The sequence below is a fragment of the Paludisphaera sp. genome, from assembly GCF_037189885.1.
Taxonomy (GTDB): domain Bacteria; phylum Planctomycetota; class Planctomycetia; order Isosphaerales; family Isosphaeraceae; genus Paludisphaera.
In genome coordinates, this window is sequence record NZ_JBBCIR010000020.1 from 17713 (window position 1) to 34201 (window position 16489).

The following is a 16489-nucleotide window of genomic DNA, read 5'->3' on the forward strand; positions in this document are numbered from 1 at the left end:
CGCCCGGGCCGCCCTGACGTTGAGGATCGCCGGCCTGGAGAGTACCCTGGCTCTCTTGGCCTCTTCAGCGAACCTTAGCAAAAGCAGGGACACCCCCGTGGCACGACCCAAGGTCTATTTCGACATCGCCATCGACGACAAGCCGGCCGGACGGATCGTCATGGAGCTTCACGACGACGTGGCCCCCAAGACGGCCGAGAACTTCCGGGCGCTCTGCACCCACGAGAAGGGCTTCGGCTACAAGGGCTCGTCGTTCCACCGGATCATCCCCCAGTTCATGCTCCAGGGGGGGGATTTCACGAACCACAACGGCACCGGCGGGAAGTCGATCTACGGCGCGAAGTTCGCCGACGAGAACTTCCAGCTCAAGCACGACCGGCCGTTCCTGCTCTCGATGGCCAACGCCGGCCCGAACACCAACGGCTCGCAGTTCTTCATCACCACCGTCGTCACCCCCTGGCTCGACGGCAAGCACGTCGTCTTCGGCGAGGTGACCGAGGGCTCCGACGTCGTCAAGACGATCGAGGGCCTCGGCTCCTCCAGCGGCCGGCCCTCGGCCAAGGTCGTCGTCCAGGATTGCGGCCAGCTTTGAGGCCCCGTCGCGGGCCCCATGCCGCTGTTCTTGGCGGAGCATGGGGCTCGCGACGCCATCGTGCTTTCTCCCCGCGAGGCCCTGGGGGGAGGCGTCGATATTCCTCAACACTCCGAGGACGGCGTGGCCGCGTTGCCCATCCCGAGCGGCCAGCGCGTCGCCTTCGCCCAAGGCTGGGACGCCCGCTCCGGCCCGAGACGTCCGAGACGCGCGCGGTCCTCGGCCGGTCGGCCCGCGTGGTCGCGCGGGTGATGCCCCGGTCGGAGCGAGCCGGGAACATGCCGACGCGTCAGGTCGGGGAACCGGCTCGCGACGCGGTCGGCCTAGCGGTTAGAGTAGGATCGGGCGCGGGACGGCTCCGCTCGGTCGAGCGGCGATCGACCCGTGCAAGCCGTCCGCATTGAACCGGGCCCATGGCCCGCTCCATGCCCCACTCCCATAAGCCGGACGACATGCCTCCTCCCGCGAGCCCTCCAGGGGGGAGGCCGTTCGGATTGATGGGATTCCGAGGCCCGCGAGTTTCTCACAGGTGAAGAGGGACGGCCGAGGCATGTCCGAACGCTTCGACGTGATCGTGGCCGGGGCCGGCGTGGTGGGGCTGTCGGTCGCCTATGCCCTGGCCCGCGAGGGGATGCGCCCGGTCGTGCTCGATCGCGGCAAGCCCGGGCGGGAGGCGTCGTGGGCCGGCGCGGGGCTGCTGCCGGCCGTCAGCGACCCCGACCGCCGCCCGTCGCACCCGACGCTCGCCCTGCGCGCCTGGAGCGCCCGGCTCTATCCCGAGTGGTCCGCCGCGCTCGTCGAGGAGACGGGGATCGACAACGGCTTCCGGCGGAGTGGCGGCGTGGACGTCGCCCGCACCGAGGCCGAGGAGCAGACCCTCCGGACCACCGCCGGCCGATGGCGAGTGGAGGGGATCGTCCACGAACGCCTGGCCCCCGGCGACTTCGCGCGAGTCGAGCCGGTGCTGGACCCGGGGCTTCGCGTCGCGTACTTCCTCCCCGATCGCGCCCAGATCCGCAACCCTCGTCATCTGCGGGCGCTCGCGGCGGCCGTCGAGGCCCGCGGCGGCGTCGTGCTGGCCGACCGCGGCGTGACGGGCTTCCTCACGCGCGGCGATCGCGCGACGGGCGTCCGCGCGGTCGGCGGGGACATCGAGGCCGACATGGTCGTGGTGGCCGCCGGCGCGTGGTCGGGGGGGCTGCTCGCCGAGCTGGGCGTCCTCGCCCCGACGCCGCCGGTGAAGGGGCAGATCGTGCTGCTGAACCCCGGCCGGCCGGTCCTGCGGCGGATCGTGGAGCACGGCAAGATCTACCTCGTCCCGCGGGACGACGGCCGGATACTCGTCGGCGCCACCGAGGAGGAAGGGGTCTCCGACATCCGCCCCACGGCCGAGGCCTTCCGCGACCTGCTCGCCGCGGCCGTCGCCCTCTGCCCGCCGCTGGCCGACGCGCCGGTGGAGGCCACGTGGGCGGGCCTGCGCCCCGGCAGCCTCGATACCCGGCCATACATCGGCCCCGCGCCGGGGTTCCGGAACGTGCTCGTCGCCACGGGCCACAAGCGCGCCGGCCTGCAGCTCTCCCCGGCCACGGCCGAGCTGATCGCCGACCTCGCGACCGGCCGGCCCCCGCGCCTGGACGTCTCCTACTTCCGCCTCGACCGCGCGCCAGCCCCGCCGGGCGACGACGTGTTCCGGTCTTGACCGGTCGCGCCGTGCCCCGCGGGGCTGCTCGCGTCTCGTTCGGAGGGGCGTCGCCGCGCGGCTCAGGCGGCCCGCCGGCGGGCGAAGCGGAGGAAGGCCAGGCCGAGGGCGCCCGACGCCAGCATCGCCACCGAGGCCGGCTCGGGCACGGCCTCGAGCCTGACGTCGTCCAGCCCCGCGAAGTTGGCGGGGGGGATCAGCGGCGTGCCGTTGTAGAAGCTGATCAGCGTCGTCGTGTCGATGGCCGTGAACGTATGGCTGAACGCCTGCCAATCGATCTGGCCCGGGGTGGAGTTCGAGTTGGTGAAGCTCAACCTGGTGACCCCGCCGTCGAGGCTCAGGTCGACGGTCGCGTCGCCGTCGTAGGCGTGGAAGCCGGTGTAACCCTCGCGGGGCGTGGCCCGGCCGACGAAGAACGAGAGCGTGTACTGCCGCCCCACGACCGTGGCGACCGACTGCTGAATTCCGACCGCCGTGCCGACGTTGCCATTGCCCGTGAGATCGAGCGAGTTCAGCCCCTCATATGCGTTGAAGGGACTGACGCCGTTGGGGGGATCCTCCGAGTAAGCGGTCTGGACGAGGTCGACGTTGTTCCCCGGGTTGCCGACGATCGTCCAGAACGGCAGCGCCCCCGACCCGACCCCGATGGTTTGATAAGATCCGCCCCCTACCGTGGGGTCCTCGAAGCCGCCGTTCTGGATCAGGTTGGCCGCGCGGGCCCCCGAGGGGGCGATCGCGATCCCCAGCGCAATCAGGGGGATGGCCAGCATGGAAGTTCCGCGCATGATCGGTCGCTCCTTGATGAAAGGCGCATGTCGTCCGCGTCCGACGGACCTGCCCGTCGGACGTTCCGTGGAAGTCTCTGGAATCGCCGCGACGAGTCCCCTCGCCGCGATATCCGGCAGGAGGCGCGGGCCCGACGGCCCTGGGTGTCAGGCCGAAACGGGCCGAAGCGTTCGGCGCGCTCCTCGTCCTCTCGTCCAGTCCTCGCGAAGGAATCCGTCGCTTGGAGATGTTTGATGCGTTGTCGGACGCAATCTAGCGACTGGATGCGGATATTACAAATAATGTTTGGCTATGATGTGAAAATGCGTCATCGCGATGCGAGGAAGCGTCGATTCCCGCGGCCGGGATGGTCGTGGGGCGGGGGGAGGCGCGCCGGCGCGGCCCAGCGAGCGACGCGCGACGCGAGGGGCGCGGACGGTCGCGCGCGGGTCGGTCAGCGCGCCTCGACGAGGACCTTCTCGGCGGCGGCGGCGCCGAGGGCGACGTCGCGGTCGCCGAGGCGGCAGACGACCGCCCCGGCCTCCGGGCGGTTCTCGCGCAGGAGGCCCTCGGCGTTGAGGGCCAGGCCGCATTCGGTGAGATATCGGAGGAAGGCGGGGTCCTGGTCCATCACCCGGATCACGCGGAAGGCCGATCCGGGCCGGCAGCGGGCCAGGGGGACCCCCTTGGGCTCGTTCAGCGAGCCGTCGGCGGCGGGGATCGGGTCGCCGTGGGGGTCGACGGCCGGGTGGCCGAGGAACCGCTCGATGCGGTCGATGAGCAGCTCGGAGACGGCGTGCTCCATGTGCTCGGCCTCCTCGTGGACCTCGTCCCAGGTCATGTCCAGGGTGCGGGCCAGGAAGAGTTCCAGCAGGCGGTGGCGTCGGATGACCATCAGGGCCAGCCGCCTGCCGGCGTCGGTCAGCCGGGCACCCTCGTAGGGCGTGTAGGTCGCCAGCGAGGCCTCGTCGAGCGCCTTGAGCATCGCCGTGACGGTCCCCGGCGAGACCCCCATCGCCTGGGCCAGCTCCCCGGTGGCGACGGCCTCGCCGGGCGGGTTTCGATCGGCGATCAGGGCGATCGTCTTGACGTAATTCTCGACGGTCAGGCTGGCCACGGCGGTCGTCTCGGCTCGCGGGTCGTTTCGGGTGAGCGTCTTCGGGGTCAGGAGTCGCCCGGCGGCGGCGAGGGCGAAGGCGGCGCGATCGGCTCGGGGAGTCGCTCGCCGACGCGCAGCCAGGCGGCCTTCAGGTAGGCGCCCTCCGGGGCGTCGAGCGCCACGGGGTGGTCGGCCGACGCGCCGGTCATCGCCAGGAGCTGCACGCTCCGGTTGGCCTTGCGCGAGGCAGCCTTCAGGAGCGCCTGGAACTCGGCCGGGTCGAGCAGGCCGGAGCATGAGCAGGTGACGAGCAGCCCGCCGGGCTCCACCAGGTTCATCCCCAGGACGTTGAGGTCGAAGTACTTCCGCTTGCCGGAGGCGACCTCCTCGCGGTCGGGGATGAGCTTGGGAGGGTCGAGGACGACCACGCCGTACTCGCGGCCGTTGAGGGCCATCTGCCGCATGTAGCCGAAGGCGTCGGCGTGGACCAGGTCTAGCCGGACGTTGTTGGCGTTGGCGTTCTCCTTCGCCAGCGCCACCGCCTTCTCGTCCAGGTCGACGCACGTCACGTCCCTGGCCCGGCCGCGGATCAGGGCGTTGAGGCCGAAGCCGCCGGTGTAGCAGCAGGCGTCCAGGACGGAGCGGCCCTCGCAGAACTTGGCCAGCTCGCGGCGGTTGTCGCGCTGGTCGCAGAAGAAGCCGGTCTTGTGGGACTCGGCGAAGTGGATGCGGTAGCGGACGCCGTGCTCGGTGATCGTGACGCGCGGCGGCAGGCCCGGGCTCGCGACGGGGCGGCCGGCGAAGTCTTCCTGCAGGGCGACGCGCTCGTCGACGCGGACGCGGAAGTGCTTCGTCCCCAGCCGGGCCGCCAGGACGTCCAGGATCGGCCCGACGCGCTGGTACATCCCCAGGCTGAAGATCTCCACGGAGAGGACGTCGTCGAAGCGGTCGACGATCAGCCCGGAGAGGCCGTCCCCCTCGGCGTGGATCACGCGGTAGGCGTTGGACTGCTCCTCGACCCGCAGGAGGTCGACGCGCAGCCTGGCCGCCTCGTCCACCCGCCGGACCCAGAAGTCGGGCCCGGGGGTCTGGGGCTCGCGCGAGAGGATGCGCAGGCTGATCTGCGACCGGGGGTTCCAAAGGCCGTAGCCGATGGGGGCGCCCGCGCGGTCGACGACGTGGACGAGGTCCCCCGGGCGCGCGACGAGGGGGCCCTTCACGCCGTCGATCATCTTGCGGAAGATGAACGGGTGGTTGCCCGGCGACCGGATGGCGACGGTCGGCAGCGGCGTCTCGGGATCCAGCGAGCGGTCCGGCACCGGCGCGGAGGGCGCGGGCTCGGGCGCGCGAGGCCGGGGCTTCCCCTGGGGTCGGGGGCGAGGCTGGCTCATTCGTCGTCCCCGTCCTCGTCCAGGTCGTCGGGCCCGACCTCGCCCTTGCGGAGCAGGCGGCGGAGGCGGACCAGCAGCGAGGTCGCGTACCGCTGGACGGAGAGCTGCTGGGTCATGACCTCCTCGTCCACGGTCGCGCGGGGGATCTCGGCCATGATCCCGTGGGCCTGGAGCAGGGCCTCCCAGCCGGCGTCGAGGGCGCGGGGCCCGAACGCCGGGTTCTCCCGGGCCATCCGCAGGGCCTGTCGGGCCTTCTTAAGGTTCGCGTGGGCCTGCTTCAACCGCCGCAGGGCCGTCGCCGGTGACATCTCCGCCATTCCGCGTCTCTCCCCGCCGGGGTTGGACCCCCGGCGCGTTTTCGGTTCCAATCTAGCGAGGAGTCAGTATAACGAGTTCGGGGCAAATCGCGCGCGAAAGCCTTCGGGCGGGAGCCAAGCACGATGTCGGAAGAGAAGGGGATGGTCCCCGTCGACGAGCCGGAAACCTCGGTCGCCGTGGCCGTCGAGGAGGAGCAAGAGACGCGGACGCGGAAGCTGCCGCCGTACAACGTGATCATCCTGAACGACGAGGAGCACACGTTCGAGTACGTCATCGACCTGCTGGTGAAGCTCTTCGCGCACCCCCTCCGCACGGCCGAGGCCCTCACCTGGGAGATCCACAACCGCGGCCGCGCCGTGGTCTACACCACCCACAAGGAGAAGGCCGAACTCAAGCGCGACCAGGTCGTCTCCCAGGGCGCCGACCCGCGGATGCGGGAATCCAGGGGCCCCCTGGGCTGCTACATCGAGCCGGCGGAGGGGTGAGCGGGACGGGCCCGCCGTCCCGTCGGGGCCGTGGTCCGGTCGCGCCCGGCTGCTCCGGGAGCAAGATTTCTCCGACGCGTGCGTAGGTTATGGCGGTACAGATGATCGAACCGTCGCCCCCCACGCCGGAGACGCATCGCATGGCCCGTCAACCGTCGTCCGATGTCCGCCCGGTGGTCCGTCTATCCGCCCTGATCGTCGCCGTGTTCCTCTCCGGGCCCGCCCTCGCGGAAGGCCCGTCGGAGTTCTCCTGGGGAAATTTCCCGAACGAGCCGGTGGAGGACCTCAAGATCCTGCGTCCGCGAGGGATCCGGGCGTTCGGGATCGCCCCCTCCGGCGGATACGCGATCGTCTCCCATGACGATCGGGCCGTGGCGAGGGGCGACTTGCCGCCCGGATTCGGCCCCGCGTTCGACCAGCTGACCCGGGAGGGGACGCGGATCACCAGCATCGCCTTCGGGCCGGACGGAGGGTGGATCATCCTCTTCGACCAGGGGAGCCGATTCGGGAACATCCCTCCGGGTTGCGAGGACGCCCTGCGGGACATGGCAAGTCGCAATGAGCGGCCCCTGTCGGCCGCGCTCGGCGACGGGGGGGCCTGGGTGGTCGTCTCCGATCGGACGTTCTCCACCGGGAACATCTCGCCCGACTTCAACGCCCGGCTCCAATCGTTCGCCCAGAACGGCGGGGTCGAGTTCGTGTCGCTTGCCCCGAGCGGCGGGGGCAGCGTGTTCGCGAACGGGACTCGGTACAACACCCGCTCCGTACCGGTGGATTGCGACCGCCGTATCTCCGAGGCGTCGGTGAACGGGGACTCGATCGACATGGTCGTGTTCACGAAGGAGGGGGGCTGGATCGTCATCTCCAGCCGTCGTTGAGGTCGCGGTGGGAGATCGACGCCCGCCGGGCGCGCGGGCGACGATCTCCCGCCTTGCGGACGTCCAACGCGCGTGGCATCCTGTCAGCGATTCACCCATTTTCGCCGTGCCGGAGGCCCGCGATGCAGCGCGTTCGGATGACGTCGATCCTCGCCATGATGCTCCTCTTCCTCGCCGCGTCGGCGTCGGCGTCGGCGGAGGAGGGGAGGCGTTACCTCATCGTCCACGCCGACGACGCCGGGATGTGCCATTCGGCGAACGTGGGGACGATCCAGGCGATGGAGGAGGGGGTCGTCTCGTCGTGCAGCATCATGATCCCTTGCCCGTGGGTCAAGGAGTTCGCCGAGTACGCCAGGGCCCATCCCGACAAGGACTACGGCGTCCACCTGACGCTCACCTCCGAATGGCCCGTCTATCGCTGGGGCCCGGTCGCCGGGCGGGACAGGGTGCCGAGCCTGGTGGACCAGGACGGCTATCTCCATCGCGGCGTCGCGGCGGTGGCGAATGCCGCCAAGGCCGATGAGGTCGAGATCGAGCTGATCGCGCAGGTGGAGCAGGCCCGCGCGCTGGGCATCCCCCTCAGCCACCTCGACACCCACATGGGCGCCCTGGTCAGCCGCCCGGACCTCCTGGAGGTCTACGTCCGCGTCGGGATCAAGTACGACCTGCCCGTCCTGTTCGTCCGCGACGTCGACGGGGCGATCGGCGAGGAGTATCCCGCCATCCGCGAGCGCGGCAAGGCGCTGCTGGCGGAACTCGACGCCAAGGGGTTGCCGGTGCTCGACAACCTCCTGCAGTTCTACGGCGGCGACTCCCACGAGGAGCGGGCGGCGACCTACCTGAAGGCATTGCGCGAGCTGCCGCCGGGCGTCTCCCAGCTCATCATCCACTGCGGCGTCGACGGCGAGGAACTCCGCGCCGTCACCACCAGCGCGGACCGTCGCGACGGCGACCGCCGCGTCTTCACCGACCCCGCCACCGCCGCCGAGATCCAGAAGCTCGGGATCGAGATCATCACCTGGAAGCAGTTCCACGAGATGGTCGCCGCGAGGAGGCCCTGACCGGCGATCGATCGGGACGCGCTCAAATCTCCGCCACGCCCCCCGGCGGCGGGACGAGGGCCAGCCATTCGCGGACCGGCCCGCCGGCCAGGACCCCCCGGATGGCGGCGATCGGCCCGCCGTGGGCGACGACCAGGACGAGGCCGTCGGTCGGCCGGCGAGCGTGCCATCCCATGACGCGGTCGCGCAGCTCGAAGGTGGTCTCGCCGCCGGGGGGGCGGTAGGTCGCGGGGGCGTCGATCAGGCCGTTCATGGCGTCGCCGACCTCGGCATAGATGTCGTCCCACGGACGCAACTCCCACGCGCCGAAGTCGCGCTCCAGGAGCGCGGGCTCGATCGTCGGGTCAATGCCAGTAAGCTCGCAAACCCGGCGCGCGAGGACCAGCGTCCGGGCCGCGCCGCTGCATATGACGTGGCGGAACGGCTCGCGGGCCAGCCGCTCGGCGAGGGCCAGGCTCTCCGCGATCCCCTCCGGCCCCAGCGGCACGTCGGCCCGACCGTAGCAGACGCCGCGGTAGGCGTCGGCCACGCGGGGATGGCGGACGAGGATCACGACGCGCAGGCCGCGAGCAGGACCACGATCTGAGTCGCGTAGCAGAGGAAGCCGAGGCTGTCGCCGTTGATCCCGCCAAGCCGACGCCCGACGTAACGGACGAGCCACGCCCCCACCGCGAACGTCGCCGCGAGGGCCGCCAGCATCCGCGCCGGCTCGGCGATCGCGAACGCCGCGCAGCCGGGGACCGCCAGCAGCGTGCCGAACGCGACCCGGCGCAACCCCAGCCTCCGGCCGACGTCGCGGCTGAGGCTCTGGCGGTCGGACAGCGGCGGCAGGGCCCACATCGCCGGCAAGGCCGACCAGCGTCCCAGGCACGCGGAGGCCGCCGAGGCGGCGAGCAGTCGGCCTGGCTCCACGCTCGCCAACGCGCCGCCCCGCAAGGCCACGGCCAGCATCAGGCCCAGGACGCCATACGTCCCGAGGCGGCTGTCCTTGAGGATCCGCAGCACGTCGTCGCGAGTCCAGCCGCCGCCGAAGGCGTCGCAGAAGTCGGCCACGGCGTCCTCGTGGAACGCCCCGGAGAGGCGCGCCTCGAACGCCAGCCCGATCGTCACCGCGAGCCAGGGCGGCCAGACGCGCAGGCATGCCAGCACCACCGCGCCGGTCGCCAGGCCGATCATGGCGCCGACAACCGGGAAATACGCCGTGGCCCGCCCCATCGAGTCGCGCAGATCGGCGTTGTCGCGGATGTCCAGCCGGGGCGTCGGGACGCGGGTGAGGAACTGGACCGCCAGGATCAGCCCCCGCGCCTGCTCCCTGGCGGTCGATCGCGGGGGCGCCTCGCTGGCCTCAGGGGCCGTCATGATCGGGCTCCGCGAGGGCCGCTTCCAGCGAATCCATCCGCGTGACGATCGCCGCCGCGGCGTCGAGCAGCGGGAAGGCCAGCAGCGCCCCGGTCCCCTCGCCCAACCTAAGCCGCCAGTCGCCGAGCAGCGGTTCCAGGCCGAGCCTCGCGAGCATCGGCGCGTGCGCCGGCTCGTCGGAGAGGTGCGCGGCGATCATGGAGTCGACGGTCCCCCGCCGAAGCGTCTCGGCGATGAGGGCGGCGGCCGTGGCGATGGCGCCGTCGAGCACGATCGTCAGGCCGAGGCGGCTCGCCTCCATGTAGAAGCCGGCCATCGCGGCGATCTCGAACCCGCAGACCTCCGCGATCGCCGCGATCGGCTCGCGATCCAGCGAGGGCCGGGCGCGGGCCGTCGCGGATTCCACGACGCGAAGCTTGCGCGCGAGGGTCGCGTCGTCGGCGCCCGCGCCGCGGCCGACGGCCAGCGGGGGGGGGACGTCGGCCAGGAGGACCGCCAGGCACGACGCCGCGGTCGTGTTGCCGATGCCGAGGTCGCCGGCCGCGACGACCGCCATGCCGTCCTCAAAGGCGCGGCGGGCGTGCTCGGCGCCGATGGCCGTCGCGCGGTCGAACTCGTCCGCGCTCATCGCCGGGCCCACGGCCAGGTTCCTCGTCCCCTCGGCGACTTTCCGAGCCTCGTAGCCGGGCCGCGAGGGGAGGGGGACGGACATGGAGCCGACGTCCACGAGCGTCACGTCGGCGTCGCAGGCCGAGGCGATCGCCGAGCACGCCGCGCCCCCTCGGGCGATCGAACGGATCATCGCGCCGGTGACGTCCGAAGGCCAAGCCGTCACCCCCTCGGCGACGACGCCGTGGTCGGCCGCGAAGACCACGAGCCGCCGCGGTTTCGTCCGCGGCGAGAGCGTCCCCTGGATGCCGCAGAGCCGCGCGGCGAGCGTCTCCAGCCGGCCCAGGCTGCCGGGGGGCTTCGCCAGCCCATCGAGGCGATCCCACGCGGCCTGCTCGCGCGGGGCGGGACGGCCCAGCGCGGCGGGGACGCCCGTCTCGATGGTCGGGTATCGCAGGGCGAGCCCAAGCTCGGCCTTCAGCCGGCGGTTGCGGATGCGGCGGTCGACCGTGTCGCGCGCGGCCTCCGACGAGCCGGGGGCGGGGGGGGCGAACGAGGGGCTCGGCGCGCCCAACGCGGCGGCGACCACGCGGTAGTACTCGCGGCGCCGGACGGGTCGGTCGTCGGCGGCCAGGTAGAGCGGGCCGGGAGAGGCGGCGTCCAGCGCCGCCGTCGCGGCGCGGCCGGCGTCGTCGATGTGGATCAGGCTCAGGTGGCGGTCGGGATCGCCCGGGATCGGCTCCCCCTTCGCGATCAGGTCGCGGCGGATGATCCGGCCGGGCCCGTAAAGCCCGGCGCACCGCACGACGACCGTCGAGACGCCCGAGCGGCCGGCCCACGCGGCCAGCACGCGCTCGGCCTCCAGGCAGATCCGGCCGGCCTCGGTGATCGGCTCGGTCGGGGTCTCCTCGTCGACCCAGCCGCCGTCGCGATCCCCGTAGACGCTCGTCGAGCCGACGTAGACCAGCCGGCCGACGCTCGACGGCAGCCGGCCCAGGATATTCGCCAGGCCGTCGACGTACACCGACCGTTTCGACGGCGCTGCGGTCCGGTCGTAGCCCACGGCGTGGAGGACGCGGTCGACGGCCGGCAGGCGGAGCGAATCGTCCAGCACGTCGCCAATCACCGGGCGGAGGCCGATCGCCTCGAACTCCCCGGCGCGGGCGGCCGATCGGGTCAGCGCGAAGACGGGCTCGCCGCGGCGGGCGTGCTCGCGGGCGACCCGCTCGCCCAGGTAGCCGCAGCCGATCACCAGCAGGCTCATCGATCGACCTCGGGCTCGTCGGCCAGGGGGGCGGGGCGCTCCATCGTCTCCGGGCAGCCGGCGTCGAGGTAGCCCTGCAGCAGGATGCGGGCGGCGAGCATGTCGCGCATCCCCTTCCGCTTCTGGCGCGAGAATCCGACCTCGATGAGGACATCCTCGGCCAGGACGGTGGTGTATCGCTCGTCGTAATAATAGACGGGGAGGCCCGTGACCTCGGCGAGCCACGCGCCCCAGGCGCGGGCCTTGACGGCGGATTCCCCCTCGCGGCCGGAGGTGTGCACGGGGAGGCCGATGACGACGAGGTCGATCTCCTCCTCGGCCACCAGCTTCCGGTAGTGGCGGGCGTCCTGGGCCGGGTCCTTGCGCTCGTGGACCTCCAGCGGCGTGGCGATGGAGCGGCCGGGGTCGCTGATCGCGGCGCCCACGCGTCTCACGCCGAAGTCGATCCCCAGCACCCGGCCCATGCTCGCCCCCGTCCGGTCGCTCAGAGGTAGGATCCGTGGCCGCTGGCGTTCAGGCCCTCGACCAGCCCCTTGAGCTTGTCGAGCTGGTCGCGGCGGGCGACGAGGGTGGCGCCGCCGGACTGGACGACCACCACGTCGTCCAGGCCGATGGTCGCGATCAGGCCGCCGTCGTCGGAGAGGATGATGGAGTCCTTGGTGTCGAGCGCGACCACGTCGCCCCGGACGGCGTTGCCGGCCTCGTCGGCCGGCAGCAGCGGGCGGAGGGCCCGCCAGTCGCCGACGTCGTTCCAGTCGTAGACGACCTCCAGCACCTTGACGTCGTCGGCCTTCTCCATCACGGCCTTGTCGATCGGGGTCCGCTCCATCTCGGGGAACTCGGCGGCGAGGACGTTGGGCCCGGCGGCCGTCCCCCACGCGGCGCCGACGCGGTCGAGGGCCGCGCCCAGCAGGGGCTTGTGGCGGCGGATCTCTCCCAGGATCGTCCGGGCCTTCCAGACGAAGATGCCGGCGTTCCAGGCGAAGTCCCCGGAGGCGACGAACTTCTCGGCCGTCTCGCGGTCGGGCTTCTCGCGGAACTGGACGACCCGGTGGACGGCCACGCCGTCGCGGGGGCCGAGGGCCTCCCCGCGCTGGATGTAGCCGTAGCCGGTCTCGGGGCGGGTGGGGCGGACGCCGAAGGTGACGAGGGAGCCGGGGGCGTCCTCGACCACGGCGACGGCCGCCTCGACGGCCCGGCGGAAGGCCTCGTCGGGCCGGATGACGTGGTCGGCCGGCATGACGATCATCGTGCCGTCGGGGTCCAGCGCGGCGACGATCTCCGCGGCCAGGCCGACGCAGGGGGCGGTGTCGCGCGGGCAGGGCTCGGCGACGATGTTGGACGAGGGGAGTTCCGGCAGCTGCTCGCGGGTGGCCTCGGCCTGGTCGGCCCCGGTGATCACGAAGACGCGCTCGGCCGGGACGAGGGGGGCGATCCGCTCCACGGTCTGCTGGAGCATCGTGGCGTCGCCGTGGAGGTTCAGGAGCTGCTTCGGGAGGTTGCGTCGGCTCTTGGGCCAGAACCTGGTCCCGCTCCCCCCCGCCATGATGATCGCGAACAGCATGTCTCACCCCGACGGGCCGGATTCCCCCCGGCTCGCGAACGCCTCGATCCTCGACGACGGCGCCCGGCGGCCGTCCCGGAGGATGATACCGCGGGACGCTCGCGATCGGAAGGGGACCGGCTCGGCGCGGGGGCGGGGCTCAGGCCTTGCGGAAGCTCTTGAGCGTGGAGGCCTCGTCGTCGTCGTGGATGTCGAAGACGCGGTCGAACCGGCCGATGCGGAAGGTGTCGCTCAGGACCGGGCCGAGGCCGCGGATCTTGAGCTGGCCCTTGGCGGCCCGGACCTCGCGCTCCAGGTGGACGAGGTGGCCGAGCATCGAGCTGGAGACGTATTGCACGTCCTCGAAGTCCAGCAGGAGCCTGGTGCGGCCCATGTCCTTCAAAAGGGACATCAGCTCGGCGCCGATGTCCTGGACCAGGTCGGTCGCGTACATCAGGCCCGAGTCGACGAATCGGACGACCGCGACGCCGTCCGCGTCGCGGACCCGGAGGTGCTTCAGTTCCACGGCGTCCATGGGATGCGTCCGATCGGGCCGAGGGGGGCATGTTGGTGACGTCGGAACCAATTGTATTGGCGTAGGTCAAGCCCGATCGGGGGTCGGCATTGCGGAACCCGGTCTGGCGTGGTTAGAATGCCCCGCGAGGGCGCCGGCGACGCAGAGGTCGCCGACGCCCCCCGGGGTCGTCCTCGAGAGGCTCGGCGCCTCTCCCGGAGCGACCCGTCCCTCCCCGGCGTTCCTCCCCCGTCCCAGCATTTCCGGAGTCCAACGCCTTATGACTCAGGTCGTCGATCAGGTCGAGCACATCTACGAGGAGGTCATCCGCCGCAACCCCGGAGAGCTGGAGTTCCACCAGGCCGTCAAGGAGGTGCTGGAGAGCTTGGTCCCCGTGCTCGAGCGGCATCCTCACTACGCCGAGCACCGGATCATCGAGCGGATCTGCGAGCCGGAGCGCCAGGTCATCTTCCGCGTCCCCTGGGTGGACGACTCGGGCCGGGTGCAGATCAACCGCGGCTTCCGCGTCCAGTTCAACTCGGCGCTGGGGCCCTACAAGGGTGGGCTGCGGTTCCACCCGTCGGTCTACCTGGGGATCATCAAGTTCCTCGGGTTCGAGCAAATCTTCAAGAACGCCGTGACCGGCATGCCGATCGGCGGCGGCAAGGGCGGGTCGGACTTCGACCCCAAGGGCCGCTCCGACGGCGAGGTCATGCGGTTCTGCCAGAGCTTCATGACCGAGCTGCACCGCCACCTCGGCGAGTACACCGACGTCCCCGCCGGCGACATCGGCGTGGGGGCCCGCGAGATCGGCTTCCTCTTCGGCCAGTACAAGCGGCTCACCAACCGGTATGAGTCCGCCGTGCTGACCGGCAAGGGGACGACCTGGGGCGGCGCCCTGGTCCGCAAGGAGGCCACGGGCTACGGCGTCACCTTCTTCATCGACGAGATGCTGAAGGCCCGCAACAACTCGTTCGAGGGCAAGGACTGCGTCGTCTCCGGCTCGGGCAACGTCGCCATCTACGCCGTGGAGAAGATCCACGAGCTGGGGGGCAAGGTCGTCGCCTGCTCGGACTCCGACGGCTACATCTACCACAAGGCGGGCATCAACCTCGAGACGCTCAAGCAGCTCAAGGAGACCGAGCGTCGCCGGATCCGCGACTACGTCGAGATCCACTCCGACGCCAAGTATCACCACGGCGGCAACATCTGGGACGTCCCCTGCGTGGTCGCCGTCCCCTGCGCCACCCAGAACGAGCTGGACGGCGATTCCGCGAAGACGCTGGTCAAGAACGGCTGCATCGCCGTGGGCGAGGGCGCCAACATGCCCACCACGCCCGAGGGCATCAAGGTCTTCCAGGACGCCAAGGTCTCCTACGGGCCCGGCAAGGCCGCCAACGCCGGCGGCGTGGCCACCTCCGCCCTGGAGATGCAGCAGAACGCCAGCCGCGACGCCTGGTCCTTCGAGTTCACGGAGCGTAAGCTCCGCGAGATCATGAGGGACATCCACCAGGCCTGCTTCGAGACCGCCGAGGACTACGGCAAGCCGGGCGACTACGTCGTCGGCGCCAACATCGTCGGCTTCACCCGCGTCGCCGAGCCGATGGTCGCCTTCGGCGTCGTCTGACCCGACCTCGCGCCGCGAACTTGGGATCGGCCCCGGCCCTGTCATCGGGTACCGGGGCCGCCCCATTTCGGCGGCCGAGCCTCGGCCTCACCGCCCCCCCCCGTACGCGGCGGCGACCCACTCGCCGGTCTCCGTGAGGAACGTCTGGCGGTCCACGCCGTAGACCGCCCTCACCACGTCGTCCAGCTTCTCGCCCCCCTCGCGCATCCCCTTGAGGAACTCGGGGAACACGGCGCGATATTGGGGGGATGTCAGGCACTCCGCCAGCGCGAAGCTGACGCCGCGGAATTCATCGGCGGCGACCCCCTCTCCCCCTCCCAGGACCTCCGTCGCCTTCGTGTTCCAGCCGCGCCGGAATGCGTCCAGCGCGTCCCGCCGGAGCTTCCGATACGGCCCCCCTCGGCGCTCAACGCCGCTGGCGAGGTACGCGCCCAGGCCCTCGGCGAGCCAGCGGGGCGAATTCCCCTCGGCCAGCACCGCGCCCCGGACCAGGTTCTCGGTCAGCAGGCCGGGGAGCGACCGCGAGGCGGCGTCCGTCGTCTCGGCCTCGCGACGGCCGCGCGTCGGGCGACGGCGCGAGGCGGGGGGCTCCGGCTCGGCGGCGTCGGCTGGCGCGATCACGGCGACGTAGGGCTGCGAGGCCTTCAGGTCGGCGTCCCCCTCCTCGCCCTCCGTCGCCTCGCGGCGGTTGACCGTGCGCTGGAACTCGACGTAGTCCTTGCGATCGGGGAAGACGTGCAGGCTGACCTTCCCCGGCCACGAGGTCGCCTCGGGGCCCAGCACCCGGCGGATGGTGGCCAGGTATGACTCCATCGCCTTGACCGCGGTCGTCGCCCGCTCCTGGGGGAGCGTGCTGAACATGGCGAAGTGCTCGGTCGCCTCCATCTGGGGCTGGAGGTCGGGGTTGGCCTTCTTCCAGAGGTCGAGCCCGGCCGCCCTGAGCTGGGCGTCCCGCTCCTCGGGGGCCATCCTGGCGGCCTTCGCGCGGGCGACTTCCTGGAGCGAGGCGGCGTAGGACTTGATCGGGGCGTTGGAGTCGAGCCCCGCGTCGAGCTTCGCGCCGGCCTTGATCCAGCCCTCGATGGCGGCGATGGCCTCGGAGCCCAGGACGGCGTCGTTGTTGGGGGGCATCCGGGGCTCCTCCTCCCCCTTGACGCGGAGGATGAGGTGGCTGGCGTCGGGATCAGCGGCGACCACGCCGGGGCCGCTCGGCCCTCCCTTCGTCAGCTTCTCGAACGAGCCCATGTCCAGCTTGCCGCGCTCGGCGCCGGGGCGGCCTGGGCTG

The 16489-nt window shown here is 71.7% G+C and carries 17 protein-coding genes; 6 read left to right on the plus strand and 11 right to left on the minus strand.

The window, feature by feature from the left end:
• The first annotated feature begins 97 nt into the window (after positions 1-97).
• A complete protein-coding gene (locus tag WG209_RS08130; RefSeq protein WP_337174530.1) occupies positions 98-592 on the plus strand; it encodes a peptidylprolyl isomerase in 495 nt (164 codons plus the stop codon).
• Between the two features lie 550 nt (positions 593-1142).
• Positions 1143-2291 (plus strand): glycine oxidase ThiO, encoded by a 1149-nt coding sequence (thiO, locus tag WG209_RS08135; protein ID WP_337174531.1) that lies wholly within the window; start codon positions 1143-1145, stop codon positions 2289-2291.
• 62 nt (positions 2292-2353) lie between these two features.
• On the opposite strand, the gene WG209_RS08140 is transcribed toward thiO, so the two are convergent.
• The 4 genes from WG209_RS08140 to WG209_RS08155 all read right to left on the minus strand — a co-directional run bounded on the left by WG209_RS08140 (position 2354) and on the right by WG209_RS08155 (position 5863).
• On the minus strand, positions 2354-3076 hold the full coding sequence (locus WG209_RS08140; RefSeq protein WP_337174532.1) for a DUF642 domain-containing protein: 723 nt from the start codon (positions 3074-3076) through the stop codon (positions 2354-2356).
• Between the two features lie 434 nt (positions 3077-3510).
• Positions 3511-4173, minus strand: coding sequence for a metal-dependent transcriptional regulator (locus WG209_RS08145; RefSeq protein ID WP_337174533.1), 663 nt, complete (start codon positions 4171-4173; stop codon positions 3511-3513).
• Between the two features lie 47 nt (positions 4174-4220).
• The gene (locus WG209_RS08150; RefSeq protein WP_337174534.1) at positions 4221-5546 is read right to left on the minus strand and encodes a class I SAM-dependent rRNA methyltransferase; all 1326 of its coding nucleotides are present in this window, start codon (positions 5544-5546) and stop codon (positions 4221-4223) included.
• The gene (locus WG209_RS08155; protein ID WP_337174535.1) at positions 5543-5863 is read right to left on the minus strand and encodes a hypothetical protein; all 321 of its coding nucleotides are present in this window, start codon (positions 5861-5863) and stop codon (positions 5543-5545) included. Before WG209_RS08155 ends, WG209_RS08150 begins: the two co-directional genes overlap by 4 nt.
• 123 nt (positions 5864-5986) lie before the next feature.
• Between WG209_RS08155 and WG209_RS08160 the strand changes: the two genes are divergently transcribed.
• From WG209_RS08160 to WG209_RS08170, 3 genes are all read left to right on the plus strand, one after another.
• Entirely contained in the window at positions 5987-6349 is a 363-nt protein-coding gene (locus tag WG209_RS08160; RefSeq protein WP_337174536.1) for an ATP-dependent Clp protease adaptor ClpS, read from the plus strand.
• A gap of 140 nt (positions 6350-6489) precedes the next feature.
• Complete coding sequence (locus WG209_RS08165; protein ID WP_337174537.1) at positions 6490-7227, plus strand: hypothetical protein; 738 nt, start codon at positions 6490-6492, stop codon at positions 7225-7227.
• Positions 7228-7349: 122 nt separating this feature from the next.
• Positions 7350-8288: a polysaccharide deacetylase family protein gene (locus WG209_RS08170; RefSeq protein ID WP_337174538.1), complete on the plus strand. Its 939-nt coding sequence runs from the start codon at positions 7350-7352 to the stop codon at positions 8286-8288.
• A gap of 22 nt (positions 8289-8310) precedes the next feature.
• Here the strand turns inward: WG209_RS08170 and WG209_RS08175 are convergent, their stop codons facing one another.
• From WG209_RS08175 to WG209_RS08200, 6 genes are all read right to left on the minus strand, one after another.
• Positions 8311-8841: a histidine phosphatase family protein gene (locus tag WG209_RS08175; RefSeq protein WP_337174539.1), complete on the minus strand. Its 531-nt coding sequence runs from the start codon at positions 8839-8841 to the stop codon at positions 8311-8313.
• Complete coding sequence (locus WG209_RS08180; protein ID WP_337174540.1) at positions 8838-9647, minus strand: adenosylcobinamide-GDP ribazoletransferase; 810 nt, start codon at positions 9645-9647, stop codon at positions 8838-8840. Before WG209_RS08180 ends, WG209_RS08175 begins: the two co-directional genes overlap by 4 nt.
• Positions 9634-11520, minus strand: a complete 1887-nt coding sequence (cobT, locus tag WG209_RS08185; RefSeq protein ID WP_337174541.1) for a nicotinate-nucleotide--dimethylbenzimidazole phosphoribosyltransferase — start codon at positions 11518-11520, stop codon at positions 9634-9636. Before cobT ends, WG209_RS08180 begins: the two co-directional genes overlap by 14 nt.
• A complete protein-coding gene (gene ruvX, locus WG209_RS08190) occupies positions 11517-11984 on the minus strand; it encodes a Holliday junction resolvase RuvX (RefSeq protein WP_337174542.1) in 468 nt (155 codons plus the stop codon). The genes cobT and ruvX overlap by 4 nt, the downstream gene beginning before the upstream one ends.
• A gap of 20 nt (positions 11985-12004) precedes the next feature.
• Complete coding sequence (locus WG209_RS08195) at positions 12005-13084, minus strand: mannose-1-phosphate guanylyltransferase (RefSeq protein ID WP_337174543.1); 1080 nt, start codon at positions 13082-13084, stop codon at positions 12005-12007.
• 139 nt (positions 13085-13223) lie between these two features.
• Entirely contained in the window at positions 13224-13598 is a 375-nt protein-coding gene (locus tag WG209_RS08200; protein ID WP_337174544.1) for an STAS domain-containing protein, read from the minus strand.
• A 259-nt stretch (positions 13599-13857) separates the two neighbouring features.
• Between WG209_RS08200 and gdhA the strand changes: the two genes are divergently transcribed.
• Positions 13858-15204, plus strand: a complete 1347-nt coding sequence (gene gdhA / locus WG209_RS08205; protein WP_337174545.1) for an NADP-specific glutamate dehydrogenase — start codon at positions 13858-13860, stop codon at positions 15202-15204.
• 87 nt (positions 15205-15291) lie between these two features.
• Here the strand turns inward: gdhA and WG209_RS08210 are convergent.
• On the minus strand, positions 15292-16489 hold a 1198-nt coding region (locus WG209_RS08210), incomplete at its 5' end, for a c-type cytochrome domain-containing protein (protein WP_337174546.1).